General features: G+C 27.8%; 22 protein-coding genes. All 22 read right to left on the reverse strand.

Going from position 1 to position 23,233, the window contains the following annotated elements; all coding sequences use genetic code 11:
- Nucleotides 1-3: 3 nt before the first annotated feature.
- The 22 genes from L3B98_RS10360 to L3B98_RS10465 all read right to left on the reverse strand — a co-directional run bounded on the left by L3B98_RS10360 (nucleotide 4) and on the right by L3B98_RS10465 (nucleotide 23,199).
- Complete coding sequence (locus L3B98_RS10360; RefSeq protein WP_238916553.1) at nucleotides 4-1,425, reverse strand: hypothetical protein; 1,422 nt, start codon at nucleotides 1,423-1,425, stop codon at nucleotides 4-6.
- Between the two features lie 45 nt (nucleotides 1,426-1,470).
- Entirely contained in the window at nucleotides 1,471-2,169 is a 699-nt protein-coding gene (locus L3B98_RS10365) for a sugar phosphate nucleotidyltransferase (protein ID WP_238916554.1), read from the reverse strand.
- Between the two features lies 1 nt (nucleotide 2,170).
- Entirely contained in the window at nucleotides 2,171-3,040 is an 870-nt protein-coding gene (locus tag L3B98_RS10370) for an NAD(P)-dependent oxidoreductase (protein ID WP_238916555.1), read from the reverse strand.
- Between the two features lie 22 nt (nucleotides 3,041-3,062).
- Entirely contained in the window at nucleotides 3,063-3,704 is a 642-nt protein-coding gene (locus L3B98_RS10375) for an acetyltransferase (protein WP_238916556.1), read from the reverse strand.
- Nucleotides 3,705-3,740: 36 nt separating this feature from the next.
- Nucleotides 3,741-4,898: a LegC family aminotransferase gene (locus tag L3B98_RS10380; RefSeq protein WP_238916557.1), complete on the reverse strand. Its 1,158-nt coding sequence runs from the start codon at nucleotides 4,896-4,898 to the stop codon at nucleotides 3,741-3,743.
- Between the two features lie 47 nt (nucleotides 4,899-4,945).
- Nucleotides 4,946-5,932, reverse strand: a complete 987-nt coding sequence (locus L3B98_RS10385) for an NAD-dependent 4,6-dehydratase LegB (protein ID WP_238916558.1) — start codon at nucleotides 5,930-5,932, stop codon at nucleotides 4,946-4,948.
- 156 nt (nucleotides 5,933-6,088) lie between these two features.
- The gene (locus L3B98_RS10390) at nucleotides 6,089-7,378 is read right to left on the reverse strand and encodes a glycosyltransferase family 10 (RefSeq protein ID WP_238916559.1); all 1,290 of its coding nucleotides are present in this window, start codon (nucleotides 7,376-7,378) and stop codon (nucleotides 6,089-6,091) included.
- Between the two features lie 38 nt (nucleotides 7,379-7,416).
- Complete coding sequence (locus L3B98_RS10395; RefSeq protein WP_238916560.1) at nucleotides 7,417-8,340, reverse strand: NAD-dependent epimerase/dehydratase family protein; 924 nt, start codon at nucleotides 8,338-8,340, stop codon at nucleotides 7,417-7,419.
- Between the two features lie 274 nt (nucleotides 8,341-8,614).
- Nucleotides 8,615-10,015, reverse strand: a complete 1,401-nt coding sequence (locus tag L3B98_RS10400; protein ID WP_238916561.1) for a glycosyltransferase family 2 protein — start codon at nucleotides 10,013-10,015, stop codon at nucleotides 8,615-8,617.
- Between the two features lie 30 nt (nucleotides 10,016-10,045).
- Nucleotides 10,046-11,131, reverse strand: coding sequence for a GDP-mannose 4,6-dehydratase (gene gmd / locus L3B98_RS10405; RefSeq protein ID WP_238916562.1), 1,086 nt, complete (start codon nucleotides 11,129-11,131; stop codon nucleotides 10,046-10,048).
- Nucleotides 11,132-11,324: 193 nt separating this feature from the next.
- Nucleotides 11,325-11,882, reverse strand: a complete 558-nt coding sequence (rfbC, locus tag L3B98_RS10410; protein ID WP_238916563.1) for a dTDP-4-dehydrorhamnose 3,5-epimerase — start codon at nucleotides 11,880-11,882, stop codon at nucleotides 11,325-11,327.
- 20 nt (nucleotides 11,883-11,902) lie between these two features.
- Nucleotides 11,903-12,796, reverse strand: a complete 894-nt coding sequence (locus L3B98_RS10415) for an NAD-dependent epimerase/dehydratase family protein (protein ID WP_238916564.1) — start codon at nucleotides 12,794-12,796, stop codon at nucleotides 11,903-11,905.
- Complete coding sequence (rfbH, locus tag L3B98_RS10420; RefSeq protein ID WP_238916565.1) at nucleotides 12,793-14,136, reverse strand: lipopolysaccharide biosynthesis protein RfbH; 1,344 nt, start codon at nucleotides 14,134-14,136, stop codon at nucleotides 12,793-12,795. The genes L3B98_RS10415 and rfbH overlap by 4 nt, the downstream gene beginning before the upstream one ends.
- The gene (rfbG, locus tag L3B98_RS10425) at nucleotides 14,136-15,209 is read right to left on the reverse strand and encodes a CDP-glucose 4,6-dehydratase (RefSeq protein WP_238916566.1); all 1,074 of its coding nucleotides are present in this window, start codon (nucleotides 15,207-15,209) and stop codon (nucleotides 14,136-14,138) included. Before rfbG ends, rfbH begins: the two co-directional genes overlap by 1 nt.
- Nucleotides 15,191-15,967: a glucose-1-phosphate cytidylyltransferase gene (gene rfbF, locus L3B98_RS10430; RefSeq protein ID WP_238916567.1), complete on the reverse strand. Its 777-nt coding sequence runs from the start codon at nucleotides 15,965-15,967 to the stop codon at nucleotides 15,191-15,193. Before rfbF ends, rfbG begins: the two co-directional genes overlap by 19 nt.
- Nucleotides 15,964-17,256 (reverse strand): NAD(P)-binding protein, encoded by a 1,293-nt coding sequence (locus L3B98_RS10435; protein ID WP_238916568.1) that lies wholly within the window; start codon nucleotides 17,254-17,256, stop codon nucleotides 15,964-15,966. Before L3B98_RS10435 ends, rfbF begins: the two co-directional genes overlap by 4 nt.
- A 259-nt stretch (nucleotides 17,257-17,515) precedes the next feature.
- The gene (locus tag L3B98_RS10440; RefSeq protein ID WP_238916569.1) at nucleotides 17,516-18,178 is read right to left on the reverse strand and encodes a glycosyltransferase family protein; all 663 of its coding nucleotides are present in this window, start codon (nucleotides 18,176-18,178) and stop codon (nucleotides 17,516-17,518) included.
- 30 nt (nucleotides 18,179-18,208) lie between these two features.
- Complete coding sequence (locus L3B98_RS10445) at nucleotides 18,209-18,889, reverse strand: HAD-IA family hydrolase (protein ID WP_238916570.1); 681 nt, start codon at nucleotides 18,887-18,889, stop codon at nucleotides 18,209-18,211.
- Between the two features lie 107 nt (nucleotides 18,890-18,996).
- Nucleotides 18,997-19,986, reverse strand: a complete 990-nt coding sequence (locus L3B98_RS10450; RefSeq protein ID WP_238916571.1) for an ATP-grasp domain-containing protein — start codon at nucleotides 19,984-19,986, stop codon at nucleotides 18,997-18,999.
- Nucleotides 19,987-20,053: 67 nt separating this feature from the next.
- Nucleotides 20,054-21,079 carry a UDP-N-acetylglucosamine 4,6-dehydratase (inverting) gene (gene pseB, locus L3B98_RS10455; protein ID WP_238916572.1) on the reverse strand — a complete coding sequence of 342 codons (1,026 nt, stop codon included), beginning with the start codon at nucleotides 21,077-21,079 and terminating at the stop codon, nucleotides 20,054-20,056.
- A gap of 40 nt (nucleotides 21,080-21,119) precedes the next feature.
- The gene (locus tag L3B98_RS10460; protein WP_238916573.1) at nucleotides 21,120-21,467 is read right to left on the reverse strand and encodes a hypothetical protein; all 348 of its coding nucleotides are present in this window, start codon (nucleotides 21,465-21,467) and stop codon (nucleotides 21,120-21,122) included.
- Nucleotides 21,457-23,199, reverse strand: a complete 1,743-nt coding sequence (locus L3B98_RS10465) for a 6-hydroxymethylpterin diphosphokinase MptE-like protein (protein WP_238916574.1) — start codon at nucleotides 23,197-23,199, stop codon at nucleotides 21,457-21,459. Before L3B98_RS10465 ends, L3B98_RS10460 begins: the two co-directional genes overlap by 11 nt.
- Nucleotides 23,200-23,233 lie beyond the last annotated feature (34 nt).

Genomic DNA, 23,233 nt, shown 5'->3' on the forward strand with positions numbered 1-23,233 from the left:
TATTTATTTAATACACTGAGTTATTAACTCTACCCACTTCTTAACGCACACTTCATTGCTTGAAGTATTTCGTATTCTTGACTTATTTTCATATTTTAAAGCTTTTAATTTTGTTATATTGTTTATGCAATATTCAAGTGCATTGTTAATTTCATTTATTGTTTTTATTGATATCATATTATTTTTAGACAGTATATCATATTTTAGCCATTCTCCATATATTACAATGCTACCTGCATACAAACACTCTTGCATCCAACCCGAAAAATTATCACTATTTAATAAATTTACATGTATATCAATAGCAAGCTTTAATTCTGTTATTTCATCTTCCTCCAAAAACTTGTCTAATAATAAAAATTCTATCTTACTTTCTATTAGCTTCATTTTTATCTTTTCTTTATATTCGCTATCTCCACCATATGTTAGTGGTAGTATGCAAAAAATATTTTTCTTTAACATAAATTTATTTAATTGTTCAATTATTTCTAAATGATTATCTTCTTTATCAGCACTATGTCCTATATTAATTATTATTTTATCATTTGGAATATTATATACTTTTTTGACATCCATTATATTTTTAGATTCAATTTTATCCAATATATCTAATGCTGGTAATCCAAACCTAATAATTGATATAAGTTTATTATACTCATTCCCATATCTGTCTAAAAACTCATTGGCCATACTTGGATTGCAAAATAAAATTTTATCACTCTTGGAATAAATCTCTTTCTGCTTCTCAATCCCTATTCTACGAGCATTATGGAAATCTGCACCATAAATTGATACAATTAGCTTGTCTGATTTCTCCTTAAAACTATTTATTAAAATTGAATATTCACTTTCAATATAATGGATATTAATTAAATCAAACTTATCAGTGCTATTTAAAAATTCATATAATTCCAATATATTATTTATATTCACTCGTACATAATTGCAATTATAATCTTTCTCGTCTTTGCGTTGAGTAACAAGTAATTCCAAATTACCTATTGAACTAATATATCTAGCACATGTTTCAACAAAAACGCTATTTTTGCCAGAGTAAATTAATAGCACTCTCCTTTTATTACCTAACTTTTCTACTTTTTTCTGCATAGCTTCTTTGTAACTTTTGCTTAATTTTTTTACATATAACTCGCAATATTCTTTTGAATATATCCTGTCAATATTAAAATAATTTATCTTGTCTAATTGATCTTCTATTTCATCTCCCCAACTACTAGCAATAATAACCTTTTCTGTTGAGTTATCTAATATTTTAGGTGAATAAATTTTTTTATCACAAAACTCTTTTCCCCACTTATTACTACTATTATCTATAAATCCAACAATATCAAAATGATACTGTAACATATCATTAACTATTTTCCCTAAATTTGATGCTCCAAATATATATATTTTTTCTTTAATCATAAATTCATTCCCTCTATATACTTGTATTTCAATATCTTTTATCTATCATACTAATTTTTCTTTTTCTATTTTTTCTTGTAATTTCATATAGTCATTCATCATTCCTATATCTGTCCATTCTTCTTCGAAATTATATAAATATATCTCATGATTCATTTTAATCTTTTCCCATAAATCAGGCATATCTATACTCTCATTGTCTTTTACCAAATTAATTATTTTATTGTTGCATATGTATATTCCTGAATTAATTTTCTTTATTATTTTAGGTTTTTCTTTAAATTCAATTAATTTATTCTCATGATTTTCGTCTAAAACCCCGTAAGGAATTTGCATTTCATATGTCCTTGTTGCTATTGTAAATACACTACTATTCTTTTTATGAAATTTAAACATATCTTCTATATTTATATCGGTATATAAATCTCCATTTATTATAAAAAAGTCATCTTTAATTTTGTCTTTTAATAAACCTATTGGTCCAGCTGTTCCTAATCGCTGTTTTTCTTCTAAATAATATATGTTTACTCCAAAGTCCTCTCCACTTCCAAAGTATGACTTTATCAATTCTTTTTTGTAATTTACAGATATATATATATTGCTTATTCCATATTTTTTTAAATTATTTATAATTATTTCTAAGATTGGCTTTTCTCCTATTGGGAGTAAAGGTTTGGGAATAGCATAAGTTAATGGTCTTAATCTTGTTCCTAACCCACCTGCCAAAATTAATGCACTATCCATACTATTTCTCCTTACTAACTTTAAACAATTCAATGAAGTTGCTTAATGCCTCATATATGTTATATTCAAATTTAAAATTCAATTCATCACTTATTTTAGATATATCTGCTCTTACTTCATTATAATCTGAAACTGTTCTAATTTTGTTTGGATTAAAAATAATATTTTTATCTTTCTTTGTTATTTTTTTTATCATATCTATAATTTCTCTAATTGTATGACTTTTCCCCATACCAAAATTATAAACATTATATTTTTCATCTATATCTTTACTAATTATTATGTTTATAAATCTTATTAAATCTTTAATATAAACATAATCTCTTTTTTTTCTCATATCTCCTATAAACAATTCTGGATTACCCTTTAAAAATTCATCTACTAAATAAGTTATTATGAAATCTTTGCTTTGATATAGTCCAAAAGTATTGAAAGTTCTAATTATAAATGCTTGCTTTTCGTTTTTTTCGCAAGCACATTTAATCATACATTCATAATGATAATGTAAAGCACTTTTATAATCTTGTGGTTCAATTTTATCTTCTTCATTATAAGATTCATTGTCTAACTTTTCTTTATAGACACCATAGGTAGAAAGAAAAATTATCTTTTTTATAACTATTGATTTTGATATTATATAAATTATATTAGTTAAAATCTCACTGTAATTTTTGAGATTATATTCATCATTATTTTTAAAATCAATCCCTATTAACATTATTTGATATTCCTTAAAAGTATCCAAATTATCGATAAAATTCATACCTTTGAATTCTTCTTCACTAACAAAATTATACTCTAAATTGCTATCATTAAATTGTATTGCATTTTTCATTATATACTCAGGTATTCCTATACAAAGAACTTTCATTTTCCTCCTCCTATAACCCCTTCTAATATTCTTGAATTATTTTGCATGGATTTCCCAATGCCTTTACATTACTCTTTATATCTTTGGTAACTATACTTCCTGCACCAATCATTACATTGCTTCCGACAGTTCTATATTGAATTATTGTTGAACTTGAACCGATATGACTATCAGATCCAATTTTAACTCCTCCACATAATACACTTCCAGGCGAAACATGTACAAAATCCTCTAAATAACAGTCATGGTCTATAATTGCACCACTATTTAAAATACAATTTGACCCAACTACACTTCCTGTATTAACCAAAACTCTTTTTCCAATAAAAGTCCCTTCACCAACTTGTACATCTTCTGATACTATTGCACTATTATCTATTATAATTGGAAAAATAAATTCTGTTTTTTTAGCTAAATAATATAATTTTCTTCTTAATAATGTATTTCCTACAGACCCAATCGAAATGAAAGCATTTTTTATTCCATCACTTTTATATTTCCACAAGTTTTTATCACTATCAATAACTCTTATTCCATTTACATATTTTCCGATATTATTTTCCACATCAATTATTCCTACTATATTATATAAACTGGCCATCTTAATTGTATCAATAATACTTTTGCAATGGCCTCCGCCTCCAATTAATATAATATCTTCCATATGAACACTTCCTCTTAAAACATTAGTTATAAATATTTAATATATAATACTTTTAATATATTTTATAACCCTATTAACATCTTCTACTTTTAAATTAGAACTACATGGTATATTAATTATCTTATCCTGATACAACATAGCTTTTTCTATTTTGTAAGCCTGACTTTGTAAATATGGCTTCTGTTTATGTATTAATCCCCATATTGGTCTAGTTTGTATTTTATTTTCTAATAGTTTATTAATTATTTCATCTTTATTCATATTATCCAAGACTAGCGAATAAAACCAATAGTTAGGCCTAATATCTTCATTGAAATCTAAAATTGTAGCTTTAGCTATATTCTCAAATGCTTCTTTATATAAATTATAATTATTCCTTTTTATTTCAATAAACTCTTCAAGTTTCTCTAATTGTGCTACTCCAAGTGCAGCTTGAAGATTAGTCATCCTATAATTATATCCAATTTCGTCATGTATATAATTTAATGTATCATCCTTAGCTTGAGTAGAAAGATATTTAATTTGATTTAAATCATCCTGATTATTTGCAACTATCATTCCTCCTCCTCCAGTAGTTATTATCTTATTACCATTGAAAGAATAACACCCAAAATCTCCAATTGTTCCTGCAAACTTACCTTTATATATTCCATCTGTATAATAAGATCCAAGGGCTTCTGTTGCATCTTCTACAACTTTCAAATTATAACTTTTTGCTATATCCATTATTTTAGCCATATTAGCTAAATTTCCAAACACATGAACCACAATTATTGCTTTAACTTTTCTTTTTGTATTACTATTAATTAAATTTCCGTCTTTAAATTCACACTGTGTACTACAGAATTCCTCTAACTTTTTAACATCTAAAGTTAATGAATCATCACAATCCATAAAAACAGGAAATGCTCCGCGATATTTTACTGGATTAACTGCGGCTATAAATGTCAAAGTAGGTACTATTACCTCATCCCCAGCATCTATACCACTTTGTATTAAAGATAGATGTAAAGCTGCTGTACCACTTTGACATGCAACAGCACTTTCAATTTTTAGATAATCGGCTATATTTTTTTCAAACGTACTTATATATGTTCCACCTGTAGATACCCATTCTTGCTCTACTGCTTCTGTAACATATTTTAATTCATTTCCCTTTAGATTAGGTACCGATAATGGTATAAATTCATTCATAAAATCACCAACTTTCTACTTTCATAAATATTTTTAATAATATTTTTTTAAATATTATATATGCTATTCTTATATCCAAAAACATTTCTTTTGACTTTAAACCACTCTATTGTTTCATTTAAACCTTCCTCAAAAGTATATTGTGGTCTCCAATCAGTTAATTCTTTTATTTTTTTATTTGAACCTAATAATCTATTTACTTCACTTTTATCAGGTCTTAATCTTTCTTCATCGCATATTATTTTAGCATTTGGATTTATTTGCTTTATTAATTCCTTTGCTAAATCACCTATGGATATCTCTCTTTCAGTTGCAATGTTAATTTCCTGACCTATAGTTTTACTACTTTTAGCTATTTCTATAAAACCATTTGCAGTATCTTTCACATAATTAAAGTCCCTAGTTGGAGACAACGCTCCAAGCTTTATTTCTTTCTTTTCAGATAATAATTGAGTAATTACTGTTGGTATAATCGCTCTTGCTGATTGTCTTGGTCCATATGTATTAAATGGTCTAACAATACTTATTGGCACATTGAAACTTCTATAAAAAGACTCTGCTAACCTATCTGAACCTATTTTGGTTGCAGCATACGGTGATTGGCCTTGATATGGATGATTTTCATCTATAGGTACATATTGTGCTGTTCCATATACTTCTGAAGTTGATGTAACAAGCACTCGAGATGTATTTAAATCTCGAGCAGCTTGAAGCACATTTAATGTCCCTTTAATATTAGTATCAACATATGAATCTGGTGAATGATAACTAAACGGAATCGCAATTAAAGCTGCCAGATGAAAAACCTCATCAATCCCTTTCATTGCCTCTCTAACTCCATTTGGATCTCTTATATCCCCAGCAAAAATATCAATCTCATCCAACTTTTTTCGATCTAATGTATCTAACCATCCCCAAGAATTAAATGAATTATAGTATGTTAATGCTCTTACCTCATATCCTTTTTCCAAAAGCATTTCTGTTAAATGACTTCCTATAAATCCATCTGCTCCTGTTACTAACACTTTTTTCATTTTTAATCGTACCTTTCATATTTTTAAATATATATAATACTCTTAATTTTATATACTATTCCCACTAAAATTATCTCTTTATAATTTTAATAGCAGTAGTCATATTAAATCTTATGTATATTTTACCAGATTTTTGACACATAAAAATATAAAGCTCTATTCTTCAATTTTCTCAATAACATTCAATTCATCAATTGGTTTAAAAAAACTCAAACCAATAAAGTTCTCAAATTCTTTAAAATTAGATTCAAACAATTTTTTCTTTATTTCCTCGTAATAATCAATTGATAAGATAATTATAAATATTTCTTCTTTATCCTCATTTAGCAATTCCTCAAAAGAATGTATACATAATCCATTTTTCTTAGTTCCTACTTTCAAATCATTACTATCTACCAAGTATTCAATCTTTATGTCTTTATTATATTCCATTAATATATCTAATCCATTACCGCTTCCCCAACCAATAACTTTCTTATTATTTAAATATCTATTAAAATAATACCTATAATATTTTTCTTTTTCACTAAGTAACATTTTATTCCTTTTCACTAGATTATGGATTGTATTAAACCACCATTCATTCCTCACCTTTGCCTTTTTTATTTCTTTTTCAAAAATATTAATTAAAAATTTTTGAAGATTATTTTTTGCTAATTTAAAAATGTCTATATCATTTTTCAGCATTGGTTCCTTTAGATATTTTAAATATAAATTATCGTCATTATCTATTCTCTTTATTAAATTAATAACTTCATCAAAACTATTATATGCATGACAATTTATAAATGACTTTCCATTAAATTCATCTTCAATTATTGGATTGCCCCAATATATTGGTATACTTCCTGCTCCAAAAGCCTCGATTATCTTTTCAGTAGTATATCCTGCTGAATATGAATTTTCAAATGCAATACTAAATTTATATTGTTTTTGAAACTCATATTTATCTTGAATTCTTCTCCCAATGTTATTTAAATATCCTCCTCCACTGTCTACTTCCTTATATCTACTTAATTCATGAAAAAAAACTTCCCTTTCTTTTTCTGCATTTCCATTAGAATATATGAAATCACAGAAATTTTTTTTAGATATATCTTCATTTATGAAAAGACGTTCTTTATTCATTCCTCTATAAATTGAATCCCAATACAAATTACCTAATACATAATATGGCACTCTTATGTATCTGTCTTCAAAATTCATATAGTCATATCCAATGGCATAATCACAAATATTAAAATTAGGTCTTATATTTTCAAATGTATAAAATATTCTTATACAATCATATTTTAAATGTTCATTTCCCCATACTGAATATATTATATAATCTGGATCATCTGCAATTTTAACTTTATACTTTTCTCTTAATAAATCCATAAAAATATTATTATTCTCATCAAATGTATTACTGCAATCCACAAACTTTATTTTTATTTCTTTCATACACATTCCTCCAATTGATACCTCTATTATTTAAAAAATTACTTATTTAAATAATATTCAATTGTATTTATTAACCCTTGTTGGAAATCCATTTCAGCTTTAAAATTAAATTTTTCATAAGCCTTAGATACATCTAGCATCCGTCTCTGCTGCCCTCCAAGTTTATTATTTAAATATTTTATTTTTCCTTCATAACCAATTAGTTCGCTTAATTTTTCAACCAATTCACAAATTTTTATTTCCTTACCACTACCTATATTAATTGGTGAAATTTCATCATAAAATTCTGTGGCTAATAAAACAGCTTTTGCTACATCCTCAACATATATAAATTCTCTACTTTCTGAGCCACTTCCCCATACTTCTACTTCATTGGCATTATTTTCTTTTGCTTCTATTATTTTTTTAATTAATGCTGGAATTACATGTGAACTCTCGCTACTGAAATTATCCTTTGGTCCATACATATTAACAGGTAATAAGTGTATAGAATTAAAATTATAATCTCTCTTATATGCAATACTTTGTGCTAAAAGCATTCTCTTCGTTAAACCATATGCATCATTTGTTTCCACTGGATATCCATTCCACAAATCTTCTTCTTTGAATGGAATTTTAGTTTCTTTCGGATATTCACATACACTTCCTATTCCCACAAATTTAGATATATTATTTATATACGATTCATGTAACATATTTGTGTTAATAAAAATGTTATTGTAAAATTGCTTCGAAGAATGTGTACTGCTATAACCTATTCCTCCAATATCTGCCGCTGCATGAATTACAATATCAACATTCCTAAAGTCATTGAAAAGTTCTTTTACGGCTTCTTTCTCTACAAGATCATATTTTCTGCTTCTAGGTATACATACCTCGTTATTTTCATTAAGCAAATTTACTATATTACTTCCTAAAAATCCATTTCCTCCTGTTATTATTATTCTTTTATTTTTTATCATCTTAAACCTCCAAATAACATTAAGATATTGTACTAATTATCATTTTAATTGTCATATTCTTTCAACTACTTTTTTATCCTCTTATATTTTGTCTTTGTAATATTAAACTTGCAAAGCAATCATTCTTATATATCATTTTATGATATATATAAATAGTTTAAGATATAATCAATTCTACAATAAAAGCTGATGTAAGTTGAGACTTACAATTTATTATTTTAATTTAGTAGTGCGCTCTCATTTTCTATTGTTCATCCATAAAACTGAGATTTTCTTATAAAACCTCCTCATCAATAAATAGGGGGTAATAAAATAATGGTAAATTCTTATATAACCTAAATATAATACTTTCAGAACTTTTATTAATATGATTTTTTAGATTAACAAACATCTCATCTTCATATCTTAAACTCGAGATTATTATATAATCAAATTCATAATTACAAACATCCTCTATATTTATAATATTTTTATTATTAAACCTTTCTCCATTTTTACCCTTAAAACTGTCTATATAGCTCAATTCAGAATTAATTTTTCCTATATTCTCATTATAAAACTTTAACATTGAATATGTGTGTTCTCCAATTCCGTAGATAGCTATTCTTTTATTTAAATTTTCAAATGGAATTTGTTTTAAAAGTTCAATTTTGTATTCTTTTTCTTCATAAATATTTTCATTAAAGATTTGAATAATGATTTCATCTTCTATTTTTATTTTAAATGACTTTATAGCTACACGAATTAATTGGTTAAAATACAAACAATCATATGTAGTCATTCCTTGACTTAAGTACAGTTTCTTATATAAATAGCTAAATTGTTCAAATGCAATTTCATATAGATATTCAATGTTTAATTTTACATTTTCTTCAATCGTCATTAATAGTAAATACATTTGATAAATAAAATTTTTTTTCAACATACTCATTAATGCCTTATCATCGCTATTATTTTTTTCTATTAAATCATACAATTTATATAATACAATCTGTTCCGTATTAATAAATTCTCTATTATCAGTATGATACGATATACTTCCAGAATTGGTTCTGTATGTATATAAAAAATAATTTATATACATTGTTCTTGATGCTTCAAGAAATAATCTGTGACTAAATTCAAAATCAACCCTTAATACAGATTCATCAAAAAACAGCTTACTTTTTATCAAAAAATTTCTATTAAACATATGCGCAAATTCAGGACCTGTCCAACTCTCTCTTTTAAAGAATTCTTTACCGTTATAAATTTTTTCACATTCAACGCCACTTAACTCAAAATTTTCAGCTTTTTTTCCATTATTATAAACATGATATGGAAAATTAATAAAATCTAATTCATACTGTTCCATATATTTGCAACAAACATCTAGTAGTTTTTCATCTGCTAAATCATCTGCATGCAAAATACATATGTATTTTCCATTAGCATTTCTAATTCCTGTATTATTAGCGCCTCCAATTCCTCTATTATCCTGATTAATTAATCTAATATTACTATTTTCTTTAACATATTTTTCTGCTATTTCCCTGCTTCCATCTTCTGACCCATTATTAACTAATAATATCTCATAATCAGATTTATTCATAGTTTGATTAAGTGCGCTCTCAATTGCTTCATGCAAGTATTTTTCTTTATTATAAATAGTGATTATTATACTAGCCTTTACCATTACTTTCTCTCCTATCAAGCTAAATCTCTATTATTTTCTATCAATAGCAACTTCTTGAGACCCAATAAATTCTTCAATTGACATGCCTGCTATTACCTTCATATCATAATCAACCATCATTTCCACTAATTTAAAAAAATCAACTTCCCTTGTCCATCCTAACTTTTTAATTGCTTTACTACAATCACCATGTAATACTTCCACCTCTGCTGGTCTAAAATATTTACTATTTATTTCCACTAGAACTTTTCCAGTTTTCCTATCAATTCCTTTTTCATCTATTCCAGAACCACTCCATACAATTTGTATTCCGACTATTTTAAATGCTAATTCTACAAATTCTCTAACAGTATGTGTTTCATTTGTAGCTAGAACATAATCTTCTGGTTCATTCTGCTGAAGCATTAACCACATCCCCTTAACATAATCTCCAGCGAATCCCCAATCTCTTTTTGCATCTAAATTGCCAAGCGAAAGGATATTCTGCTTTCCTGCTACAATTGATGCAACAGCCCTTGTTATTTTTCTTGTTACAAACGTTTCTCCCCTTCTTGGTGATTCATGATTAAACAATATCCCATTGCAAGCAAACACATTATATGATTCTCTATAATTAACAGTTACCCAATATGAATAAAGTTTTGCAACTCCATAAGGACTTTTAGGATAAAAAGGAGTATTTTCATTCTGAGGAGCAGTTTCTGCCAATCCGCCAAAAAGTTCTGATGTAGATGCTTGATAAAATTTGCACTTTAATCCTGAATCTTTTATTGCATCTAATAGCCTTAAAGTACCAACCCCTGTTGTTTCTGCAGTATACTCTGGAACCTCAAACGAAACAGCGACATGGCTTTGAGCTGCTAGATTATATATTTCATCTGGTTTTACCTTTTCCAATATTCTATTCAAGTTACTTGAATCTGTCAAATCTCCATAATGAAGAAACAATGATTTATTTCCTATTTTAGAATCTTCAAAAAGATAATCTATTCTTGATGTACTAATCATACTATGTCTTCTTATAATCCCATGCACTTCATATCCTTTTTTTAACAAAAACTCTGTCAAGTATGATCCATCTTGGCCTGTTATCCCTGTTATTAGTGCTTTCTTCAATTCATTTCACCTCGATATTTTCATTTTATTATATCAAATTATAATAATAATTGAACTTCTTTCTAAATTACGTAATTAATATTATATTTCAATTACCAAATGTTAATCTTATTAATTTAATATTTTTCCTTATTATAATACAATAAAATACATTATTATATTGCAATATCCAATAATCCTATATTTATAATTACTAGATACCTCTGCTGAACTTTTTAAATGCTTGTAGTTTTTCATCTCTATCCGAAATTGTAATCTCTTCTTCATTGGATATCGGCCAGTCTATAGCCAAATCTTTGTCCCCCCAAAATATTCCATCGTCAGTTTCAGCTGAGTATTTATCGTCACACAAATATGAAACAATAGCAATGTCTGATAATGTTAGAAATCCATGTGCAAATCCCTTTGGAATATAAAACATCTTTCTGTTTTCACTTGAAAGAGTAATTCCATACCACTTACCAAATGTTTTCGAACCACTTCTAATATCAACAGCAACATCAAAAATCCTTCCATATGGTACTCTTATAAGCTTTGCCTGAGGGTTTTCTGTTTGAAAATGAAGACCTCTTATTACATATCTTTTAGAAGTTGTTTCAAAATATTCGTATGGAACAAAATCTATTCCATTTTCTTTAAATATATCTTTTTCAAAAGATTTTACAAATATTCCTCTATCATCTTCATTGTAAAACGGAGTTACTACAAACAAGTCCTTAATAGTAGTTTCTTCAAAAAAAAACTTATGCATATCAATATCCCTCACTTTTATTAATTTATTCCTAAAGTATTCTTGATTCCACTTTTAAAATCGAACTTACATTTAAAATCAAATTCTTTATATAATAACTCAACATCTATTTTGCTATAATCTACATCTATTCCGTTATATGGAATATCCCCAAAGCCAATATCTGCATTTTTATCAATGCACTCCCTTAATTCATTTATAAAATCTTTAAGAGGCCTTTGAAAATCATTTCCTATATAATATTCGTCACTTATTTTTTCGCTTTTTCCTATTAAATAAAGAGCTTCAACAGCATCATTTATATGCATAAAATCATATACTTGATGGCAATTTGTTAATGATAATTTTTTTCTTGCTAATATTTTATTTATTGAGTACTGAATAAAAGATTTTGAATCCTGCCCTGGCCCATAGATATTTGACATTATCCCTAGGACATATTGAATATTCATACTATATGCTAAATTTTTAATAATACTATCAGCTGTTGACTTTGCTATTCCATAAATATTATTCTGTGTTAAACCTTTATATGCGTCACAGTACTTTTGATATTGACTTACAGTTCCTAAAAAAACGAATTTTTTAATCCCAATAGTGCTTGAAGTCTTTATGGCTTCGCATGCGCATTTTATATTGTTTAATTGTAACTTATAATCTGCTCTCTTGTCTCCAAATACTCCATCCCATGCAAGATGATAAAATACATCTATATTTTCTGCTCCTATGAGTGAACCAAGATTTTCATAATCATTCATTTCGCATTCAATAACCATCACATTATTAAATATTATATCGTTGGCTTTATCCCTATCTCTTACTATTGCATAAACTTTAATTCCTTTTAAAGAAAGCTGTCTCACCAAATTTCTCCCAATGAATCCAGTTGCACCAGTAATTATAGCACTTTTCATTCTAGATACTCCTTTATTTTTACAATCATATATTCAATAGCCTTTTCGTTCATTTCGGGATATACTCCAATCCAAAATGAATTATTCATTATCATATCTGTATTTTTCAATTCTTCAATAACTCTATATCCATCTTTTATTCCTCTCATTTCATCAAAACATGGATGTTTAATTAAATTACCTGCAAATAGCATTCTGGTTTGTATATTATGGCTTTCAAGATATTTGACAAGATCATCACGACTAATTCCACTGCCTTCTTCCACTGTAATTAAAAAACCAAACCATGAAGGATCTGCATTTTCATCAAACTGTGGCAAAATAATTTTTCCTGAAACACTTTCAAGACCTCTTTTTAAATTATTCCAATTCTTCTTTCTTTTTTCTATAAATGAAGATAATTTTTTAATTTGCTCACAACCTATTGCTGCCTGCATATCTGTGATCTTTAAATTATATCCAAAATGCGAATAAACATATTTATGATCATATCCTTTAGGCAATTCTCCAAATTGTCCATTAAACCTATTATTACATAGATTATCTACTCCAGATGGACATGAACAATCTCGTCCCCAATCTCTCATAGACTTAATTATTTTATTGAGTAAAGGATTATTTGTGTATACTGCACCACCTTCTCCCATAGTAATATGATGTGGAGGATAAAAGCTGGATGTTCCAATATCTCCCACTGTCCCAGTATATTTCCAAACTCCATCTATATAATATTTTGATCCCAGTGCATCACAATTATCTTCAACCAACCAAAGATTATGCCTGTTGCAAAATTGCTTTACTTTATCTAGCTTAAATGGATTTCCCAACGTATGTGCAATCATTATTGCCTTTGTTTTATTTGATAAAGCCTTCTCAAGCATATTAACATCTATATTATACTCAGGAATTGTAACATCAACAAAAACTGGAATTGCTCCATATTGAATTACTGGTGCTACTGTTGTCGGAAAACCAGCTGCAACAGTTATGACTTCATCACCTCTATTAATTCTTCTTTCTTTAAGAAGAGGAGAAGTCAAAGCAGAAAACGCCAACAAGTTGGCAGAAGATCCTGAATTCACGACAGAACAATACTTTATTCCAAGAAAACTTGCAAATTCTCTTTCAAATTTATCTGAATATCTTCCCATAGTAAGCCAAAAATCTAAAGAACTATCAACTAAACTACATAATTCTTTATCATCGTATACTCTTGCAGAGTATGATATTCTATCCCCTTTACTAAATTCTTTATTGTTATTTAAAAAATTTTCATAGTATTCCTTAACCATACTAATAATTTCTTGTCTTGCTTCTAGTTGTGTTTTATTTTCAAACATTATAGAATTCCTCCAAAATATGTTCTTATATGTGCTTCACTTATCTCACGTATATCTTTTTTATTATAGTATGCTTTTGTCCAATCTACAGTTAGATTAATAGCTTGTTCTATATTCATTTTGGGATGCCATCCAATAGTATTTCTTATTTTCGAACAATCAAGTCTTAATAAACTAGCTTCATGATTTGAATCAATTCCGTGTTTATCTATCCAGTTCAAATCTCCCCATGACTTGCAAAATATATCTGCAATTTTTCTAGTGCTAACACATCCATCTTCATTAGGCCCAATATTGTATACTCCTTCAAAAAATTTATTGCTATATTGAACCTTCGCAATCAAAAGATAGGCTGAAAGTGCTTCAAAAACATGTTGGTAAGGCCTAATAGAATTCGGATTTCTAATAATAATATCTTCATGCTTAACTGCTGCTCTTACACAATCTGGAACTATCCTATTCACTGAGAAATCTCCTCCACCTATTACATTACCTGCTCTTGCAGTAGATACTGAAATCTTTAATTCATTAAAAAATGAATTTTTATAAGAGCTGGTAACTAATTCAGAGCACGATTTAGAGTTAGAATATGGATCAAATCCATTTAATCGATCATTTTCACGATATCCCCATTCCCACTCCTTATTTTCATAGACTTTATCTGTAGTAACATTAACTACAGATTTCACACCTTTGCACTTTCTTACTGCTTCAAGTAAATTTACTGTCCCCATTACATTAGTTTCGAAAGTATAAACTGGATTTGTATAAGATTCTCTAACTATAGGTTGAGCAGCAAGATGAAATATAATATCAGGATTAAAATCATCCATTGCCATTTGTATTTCATCTAATTTCCTCACATCTCCAATTATAGACATCATTTCATTACTTAGTTCTAAAATATCAAACAAAGCAGGTTCATCCTTCGGTAGCTGAGAAAATCCACAAACTTTGGCTCCTGCCATAATCAATATTTTACTTAACCAACTTCCTTTAAATCCTGTATGTCCAGTTATAAAAATTTTTTTATCTTTATAAAACTCAAGCATATCTATTTCCAAACCTTCCATTTCGAGTTATTTTCTTTCCACAAACGCTCAAGTAATTCTTTATCTCTTTGAGTATCCATGCATTGCCAAAATCCCTCATGTTTATATGCACTCAATTTTCCTTGTTTTGCTAAGCATTCTAATGGCTTTCTTTCTAAAATAGTATCATCACCATCTAAATGTTCAAATATCTCTGGTTCAAGAACCATATATCCACCATTAATCCATCCTCCATCTTCTCGCGACTTTTCAGTAAATGAATTAATTTCGTTTTTTTCATTGATATCTAGCACACCAAATCTTCCACCTGGCTGGATTGCTGTTACTGTAGCAATTTTATTATTTTTATTATGAAACTGTAGCAATTCATTTATATTTACATCACTTACTCCATCACCATATGTAAGCATAAAAGTTTGGTTGCCAATATATTTCCTCACCCTTTTCAAACGTCCGCCAGTCATAGTATCTAAGCCGGTATCTATTAATGTAACTTTCCATGGTTCTACTACATTTGAGTGTATTTTAATCTCATTATTATTCGTAAAGTCAAATGTGACATCAGAACGATGTAAATAATAATCCGCGAAATATTCCTTTATCATATAACCTTTATACCCGCAACATATTACAAACTCATTAAATCCATAATATGAATAGCATTTCATTATATGCCACAATATTGGATTTCCACCAATTTCAATCATCGGCTTAGGTCGTAAATGTGACTCTTCAGATATTCTTGTTCCATATCCACCAGCTAATATAACTACTTTCATAAATTTACTCCATTCCTAACTTTATATTCTTTCGCTTTGTTTATTCCGCTTAGCAAACTTTGATCACTCCAAAAATATTCCCATTCTCCGAATCTTCCTACTAATTCTATTTCTCTTTTATTTATAAATTTCTTTACTATTTCTTTATTCTTTTTTGTCTCTAAGTCAAACACTACATTCGCATACTCTTTTTCCCTTATATCTACAAAGCTAATGTCATTCTGCGTACATATATTCATATTTATTAAATTTTCAACAACTCTTTCTACAAGATTATCTTTGTTTATGTTAATATTTCTTTTTCTATCATAGTAGATTTCACATTGAATTGATGAGCACCCATTTGGCACATTGTTACTAGATTTTTTATGTGGTAAATGCACTCTGCAGAACGGAATGTCCTCATCATATATATAAAACCATAATGAATTTAATTCAATATAGTTTTTAAATCCAATCGATACTAAAATAATTGATGTTGCATGTAGTTTATCTGATATTTGTTGTATTTCCTTGTGGTTTTCTTTTAACTTAATAACTAACTCTGGCAATGGAAGTGAGCTAATAAGTTTATTATAATATTCTTTTGTTCCATCTGAAAATTCTATATATTTTTTTGAAGTATCTATTAATTCAACATTTTTATTTTTCATTATATCTACCTTATCAATTAGTGGTTTTAAAAAAGACTTATATCCACCCCTTTGTGGATATCTCATTTCTTTTGCATAATATTCACCATTACTAACATTTAGAAGTATACTTTTTAACAATTTTTCCATTGATAAATCATACATTCTATTCTCTATCCACTCTATTCCTAAAACTTCTGATGATGCACACCAATACTTTCTTGTATATTTATCAAAAAATTTTTCTGCTATATATTTGCCATAGTGTGAATATAAATATTCCTTATAATTTTTAGGCTCTTTATTTAATTTAGGCTTATTAATAAAATCAACAACCGCTTCTAACTTTTCTTCATCTGATAAAAAGTATAAATTATTTTGTATCGGATGTCGTATCCAATTTCCACTATAATAATTAGTGGGCTGAGGTATGTGAGTATTATATTTAATATTATCAAATATTTTTCTTACTATTTTATCTTTAGTAAACGATAAATGAATAGCTGTATCGAATATATAATCTCCTATTCTAAAGCTATTACAAAGACCTCCACTGTAATTTTCTTTTTCGTATACTATTGATCTTTCCTTTCCTAGTTCATACGCTACGCCTAATCCCGCAATTCCTCCTCCTAAAATTGCAACTTCTTTATCCATACAAAAACTTCTCCTTAAATTTCTACTTTTGAATTTTATAATTTTAATATCTTCTATATTCTTTAAGTTCAACAATAATTTTATCATTGCTTTCAATCACGCATATATTACCTAATCATCAATATAAGATGTTCTTCACAATGTTGGAACTAAATAAATATTTTTGATACATTTTTTATCAGATAATTCTCTTTATCACCAAGTTATATTCTTATATTCTTGGCATTTTATAGCTTCCATCTGAGACAATCAACAAAAATTATTGTCCTTTTAAAATTTCTTCAACTCTCTCAAAATCTTCCAGTGTATCCACACTTAAATTGATATTTCTATTATCAAAAAATTTTTCTTCTCCTTTAACATATCCAACCTTAAATTCATCTTGATGATTGTAAATATAAAATGTTACATGTTCCCTAAAAGGAGCATAATCCTCATTATTAATGTTTTCATCTGAACAAACTTTGTTATAAACTCTATCTAAAGCTGCCTTTGAAAATACTTCTACATCAAATCCTCTTTGAAATGTATCAGGTACATCCAATCTTACATAGTCATAATCATACATTAAAAATTTAGTAACAACATGATCAACTATTATTGGATTTATTAATGGACAATCCCCTGTAACTCTTATTATTATGTCTCCCCCATATTTATCACTTGCGAGTTTATATCTTTCAATCACATTATTTTCATTATCATTTCTAAAAACTTCAAAGTTATTTTTATCAACATACTCTGCTAATGGATCATTAATTTCTTGTGTTGATGTAGCTAAAATTATCTCATCTATATATCTACTTTTCTTAAGAGAATTTAATGTATAGCTAATCATAGGCTGTCCATTAATTTCTTTCATAACTTTTCCTGGTAATCTTTCTGATCCCATTCTAGCTTGAACTATACATAAAACTTTCATATGTATTCATCATCCTTACATTTATTTAAATTAAATCTTATTATTTTCTAATAAATTTCTTAATTCAAAAAGGTTAGTTATATTTAAACCCGCCTCGTACTTTTCATCCAAAAAAGTTTTAATATGATCTCCTTTTTCCCTTATAATCCTAACAGTTTTTATTCCAATTTCTCTTGCACCAATAAAATCTTTATTAGGATTATCTCCAGTGTAGACACATTCATCTTCACTGATTTTGAAATGCTCTACCATTTCTAAATATGATTTCTTGTGTGGTTTCCAAAATGCTATTCCTAAATCATCAGTTACAATTATTTTATTCACTGATTTTTCAATACCTAAAGCCTTTATTTTGTTCCACTGTACCTTAGAACATCCATCTGTTATAATACCAAGCTTATAACCATTTCTTCTTGCCCAATTTAAGACTTCTTTACTATCCTCATAAAGTTCTAATTCAGGTACTGAACTTCTATATATATCAACTAGATCATTAATATCTTCTTTAAAACCATTTTCTTCACAAATAACATTAAATATCTTACCTCTACCAGACTCTTCAAGTATTTGTTTCATTCTTACATACAACTCTTCGCTGTCTTTTTTATATTTATTCCCCAAATAGTGAGCAACCTCTTTAAAAGCCCCCAACACATATTCCATTTCATAATACAAAGTATCATCTAAATCAAAAATTAAAGCCTTAATCATATCTTCATCCTTATAGTCATATCATAAATTAATTATTTATCAGTAAAACAATATACATTTCAAATTTCCTAGGAATTTGTCCAACCATAACTCTTAACTCATAACTTCTAACTCTTAACTGATTCAAATGTTGCCTCCTCATATCTAAGCATCATAACTTCATCAAAAGCCTCTACATATTCCATATCTTTCCCCTTAAGCATTTCGCGAATTTTCTTTCCATAATCAGCTCCAGCTTCAAAGGATAATGGAACTCCGCCCCCAAACCTCGGATTTATCTCTAATAGATATACTTTTCCATCCCAAGTTTTAAAAAATTGTATTGTTAACGGTCCACTTAAAGCCAATTTTTCTTCATCTCTCAGATTATTTAAATGCTCAATTACTCTTAAGGTTTCATTTATTATGCCTTGATTTCTTTCCGTAGCACTTTTAACTACCTCTCCAGATCTAACTTCGATTCTTTTTCTCGGAACTACATATATTGGATTTCCATTTAAGTCTACCAACGTATCGACAGTATATTCATCTCCATCAATAAATTCCTGTATTATTCCATCATTAACATATTCCTTAAAGAATCTCAATTCCTTAAAATTATTTAGTTTGAACACATTACTGCTTCCCATTCCATATCTAGGCTTTACTATTAACGGTAACTTATCTATATCACCATAAGTTAAGATATCTTCGATTTCAGTCTCTGAATAAACTTTGGGAATATTAACTTTTGAATCCACAAAGTATTTATAAGTCCCTTCTTTATCTTTACATATATTTAAAATTTCTTTATTACTTAATAGAATAACCGTTCCTATCCTATAAAATTCACTTCTTTCATTATGTAATATTTCAAATTCCCCTTCATATAAAGGAATTAAAACTTTAACCTTTTCTATTTTACAAATTTCAAGTAAGATTTCTATGTAATTTTTTTCACTTGCCTTAGGAATTTTATAAAATTTATGTACAAAAGACTTTGCCGGATTTATATCTCCTGCATCCACACCAATTATATTAAAAGTTTTACTTAGATGCTTAATGAGCTGCACTCTTTTTCCTATGGAAGTCAAAAGTAAACTCGGCTTATTCTCCATCTACATCCACCCCACACGAAAAAAATTTTCCTCTAGACGTTTCAGTTCATATTTGATTGTTAATTGATTACTTATATTTTTCATAATTATATAAACCTTCTTTTTTAAGCACTTCTCTTAATTCTTTAACATTAAGCCACTCTTTATTAGTTCCAGAATTATATTCAAATCCTTCTTCAACTAACTCTCCACCTGGTGTCATATAATTTTGAGAGTTCCACCAATCAAAATGCGGATATATTATATAATGTTTATCATATTCATAAGTCATTCTTGAATCATCTTTAGTAATCATTACTTCATCAAGCTTTTCGCCTTCTCTTATACCTATTTCATTTATATCAATATCATCTAACATAGCAAAGGCTAAATCTGTAATTTTAAAAGAAGGAATCTTTGAAATATAAGTTTCTCCACCTCTTGATTCTTTAAGAGCCTTAAAAACTAAGTCTACACCTTCATCTAAAGTTATCCAAAATCTTGTCATCCTTGTATCCGTTATTGGAAGTACCTTTTTTCCTTCTTTTATCAACGCTTCAAAGAAAGGAATTACAGACCCTCTGCTGCCTGCAACATTTCCATATCTAACAACTGAAAATATTGTTCCATCTCCACCCGAATAAGCATTTCCTGAAATAAACAATTTATCAGAAACAAGTTTTGTACCTCCGTACAAATTAATTGGATTTACAGCTTTATCAGTAGATAATGCTACAACTTTTTTAACATTACAGTCAATTGCAGCATCTACAATATTTTGTGCTCCATGAATGTTAGTTTTTATTGCTTCAAAAGGATTATACTCACATGCCGGCACTTGTTTCATAGCTGCTGCATGAATTACATAATCGATATCTTTAAAAGCTCTATAAAGTCTTTCTTTATCCCTTACATCTCCAATAAAAAATCTTAGTTTATGTACTTTATCTGGATATTTAATCGAAAAATTCTTTCTCATGACATCCTGTTTAAATTCGTCTCTTGAATATATTACAATTCTCTTTGGATCATATTCCTTTAAAATTCTATCTGCAAACTTTTTACCAAAGGAGCCTGTTCCTCCTGTTATTAAAATCGATTTACCATTTAACATGATACCCCTCCAAATTTATATTATGAATCCTATAACACCATTAGTTATTAACTATAATGCCAATTTTACCTTTAATTTCATCTAATATAGGTATTATTTCATAATTAAATAAATCTCCTACTAATATGTAGTCTTCATTATCTAAAGCTTCTATTATCTCTTTTAACTTCTCATTCAAATCACCACTAGAAATTTCTTCCTTTTGAACATCTTTGGTCAAATCTATAACTTTTGTAAGCCATTCTAAGCCCTCAGATATCAACGGAATCAATCCTACGCCTTTTTCTTCATTTCCTCCATTTATTGCGCTGCTTAAATTTTCAATTCCATTTTTTAAGTTATCTATATAATTATAAGCCTCTATTAAAACTTCAATCTTATTTTCCACCTAAATCCTCCTTCAATTCATCAGTTAACTCTTTAACTTTTGTACATGATTCCTTAACTACATTTTTTATTCCCGAATATATAGCCTCTGCTCTGCTCGTACTCTTTTTAAACATCACTGCTTCAGAATCATTTTTCTTCACTATAAATTCTTCATTACGCTCTATTTCAAATATAACTTTACTTAATGCAAAATTAAGTATATAAAGCTCACTTAAATTTTCTCTAATCTCATTATCAACTTTATTTATAACCTTTTCTATTTCATTTAATTTTTTGTTATTTTTCAAATAATAACTTTGCTTATAATCTTTTGATAATTTTTCAGCTTTTTCACAAAGTTTTATATATTTCTCAAAATTCTTTAATGACATCTCTAATTTTTTTATTAAAACTTCTGTTTTATCTTCATCATCTAGATATTCATTCAAGCTTGTAATTTCTTCTTTCGGAAATCCTTTTAGAACTTCCGATAACTTTTCAATTTTAGTTCCTTTTATATTCGCTCCACCTTCTGTTGCATTTATAAATTCAACTTCTGGCCATTTTGATATTATTTCTTCCATTGATTTTTTATAATCATTTAAAAGCAAACTCGTTCTAACAGGCTTTCCTTCTATATCTTCTATATAAATGTCATCACTACGTTTGTATTCATCAAAGGTTAATTCACTCCACTTATTACCTGCAGATACATCATGTCCTCTATCTCCAGTGTACGCTAAATCCTGTCCAATAAATACAATAGGATTGCATCCCATATATAGTGCTAAAGCTGTTAAACTATGAGCTATTGATCCACCCCCACTTAATATATAAGGTGGTTCCTCCCATATATCATCTAAAAATGCATTTATTCTTGTAATAAAATTATTTTCATTATGTCTTTCAATAATTTTAGGATGTACTTGATCATTAAATACTAAAGGACACTTTATTTTATCTATATATTCTTCAACAACTTTATACGAAACCTCTCCTGGATCAACAATACCAACGCAGCTAGGCATAATCTTTTTATCCATAAGAGGTCTTAAAGTTCTTCCACCGCTTAAAATCAAAGCATTTTTTACACCTTTTAAATTATCAATATTTTTACTTAAGGATGGCCCCGCTGATACTATTATGGCAGGTTTGTTTTTACATTTACCTCTTAATTTATTAACAGTTGTTGCCTTACCAATATACTTTAAATTACTCATAAAATTATTAAAGCTAAGTTCTCCAGATATAATACCTGTATTTCTCATTAAAATTACACTCATTAGTTCTTCTCTAATAATGCTATAAGTATCCATAAAATTCATTTTATTTAATTTAAAGTAATTAGCATAAGTTAAAGTTTGAAGTTGATCAACATTAGCTTCATTTATGTATAATCCAAAGAATTCTTTTATATCATCAACTTTATCAAATAGTTTTACTCTTGAATTTTCAAATATCTTTTTTATTTTTAAGTCTCTTTTACAATATTCTTTTAATTCTTCATTAAATTCTATTATGAGAATATTACTACTTTCATAAGTTGCTTTCAATAATTCCTCAATATGCTCTCCAAATGATAATCCAAAGATTATATAATTGTCTTTTTCTGTTGGCTCATCTAAGGAGCTTAGAAATTTATGAATTTCACGCCTTTGATTATATTTACTTCCCAAATAAACTTTTTTATCCTCTATTTTAACTCTTAAAATTTTATACCCATCTTTTGATACATCTATATCTAAACTCATGCTATCACTTCACTCCTTATAAGTTATTATCGAT

It is taken from the genome of Clostridium sp. YIM B02555 (genome assembly GCF_022320955.1).
Lineage (GTDB): Bacteria > Bacillota > Clostridia > Clostridiales > Clostridiaceae > Clostridium > Clostridium saccharoperbutylacetonicum.

What these genes read in the sequence shown, in the direction of transcription:
- L3B98_RS10365 (WP_238916554.1), bottom strand. Translation starts at nt 2,169, where the DNA reads ATGGATAGTGCATTAATTTTGGCAGGTGGGTTAGGAACAAGATTAAGA.
- L3B98_RS10440 (WP_238916569.1), bottom strand. Translation starts at nt 18,178, where the DNA reads ATGAAAGTTTTATGTATAGTTCAAGCTAGAATGGGATCAGAAAGATTA.
- L3B98_RS10435 (WP_238916568.1), bottom strand. Translation starts at nt 17,256, where the DNA reads ATGGATAAAGAAGTTGCAATTTTAGGAGGAGGAATTGCGGGATTAGGC.
- rfbG (WP_238916566.1), bottom strand. Translation starts at nt 15,209, where the DNA reads ATGGAAGGTTTGGAAATAGATATGCTTGAGTTTTATAAAGATAAAAAA.
- L3B98_RS10360 (WP_238916553.1), bottom strand. Translation starts at nt 1,425, where the DNA reads ATGATTAAAGAAAAAATATATATATTTGGAGCATCAAATTTAGGGAAA.
- L3B98_RS10395 (WP_238916560.1), bottom strand. Translation starts at nt 8,340, where the DNA reads ATGATAAAAAATAAAAGAATAATAATAACAGGAGGAAATGGATTTTTA.
- pseB (WP_238916572.1), bottom strand. Translation starts at nt 21,079, where the DNA reads ATGTTAAATGGTAAATCGATTTTAATAACAGGAGGAACAGGCTCCTTT.
- rfbF (WP_238916567.1), bottom strand. Translation starts at nt 15,967, where the DNA reads ATGAAAGTAGTTATATTAGCTGGTGGATATGGAACAAGAATATCTGAA.
- rfbH (WP_238916565.1), bottom strand. Translation starts at nt 14,136, where the DNA reads ATGTTTGAAAATAAAACACAACTAGAAGCAAGACAAGAAATTATTAGT.
- L3B98_RS10390 (WP_238916559.1), bottom strand. Translation starts at nt 7,378, where the DNA reads ATGAAAGAAATAAAAATAAAGTTTGTGGATTGCAGTAATACATTTGAT.
- L3B98_RS10370 (WP_238916555.1), bottom strand. Translation starts at nt 3,040, where the DNA reads ATGAAAGTTCTTTGTATAGGAATACCTGAGTATATAATGAAAAATGCA.
- L3B98_RS10445 (WP_238916570.1), bottom strand. Translation starts at nt 18,889, where the DNA reads ATGATTAAGGCTTTAATTTTTGATTTAGATGATACTTTGTATTATGAA.
- L3B98_RS10450 (WP_238916571.1), bottom strand. Translation starts at nt 19,986, where the DNA reads ATGGAGAATAAGCCGAGTTTACTTTTGACTTCCATAGGAAAAAGAGTG.
- L3B98_RS10375 (WP_238916556.1), bottom strand. Translation starts at nt 3,704, where the DNA reads ATGGAAGATATTATATTAATTGGAGGCGGAGGCCATTGCAAAAGTATT.
- L3B98_RS10415 (WP_238916564.1), bottom strand. Translation starts at nt 12,796, where the DNA reads ATGAAAAGTGCTATAATTACTGGTGCAACTGGATTCATTGGGAGAAAT.
- rfbC (WP_238916563.1), bottom strand. Translation starts at nt 11,882, where the DNA reads ATGCATAAGTTTTTTTTTGAAGAAACTACTATTAAGGACTTGTTTGTA.
- L3B98_RS10465 (WP_238916574.1), bottom strand. Translation starts at nt 23,199, where the DNA reads ATGAGTTTAGATATAGATGTATCAAAAGATGGGTATAAAATTTTAAGA.
- L3B98_RS10380 (WP_238916557.1), bottom strand. Translation starts at nt 4,898, where the DNA reads ATGAATGAATTTATACCATTATCGGTACCTAATCTAAAGGGAAATGAA.
- L3B98_RS10385 (WP_238916558.1), bottom strand. Translation starts at nt 5,932, where the DNA reads ATGAAAAAAGTGTTAGTAACAGGAGCAGATGGATTTATAGGAAGTCAT.
- L3B98_RS10400 (WP_238916561.1), bottom strand. Translation starts at nt 10,015, where the DNA reads ATGGTAAAGGCTAGTATAATAATCACTATTTATAATAAAGAAAAATAC.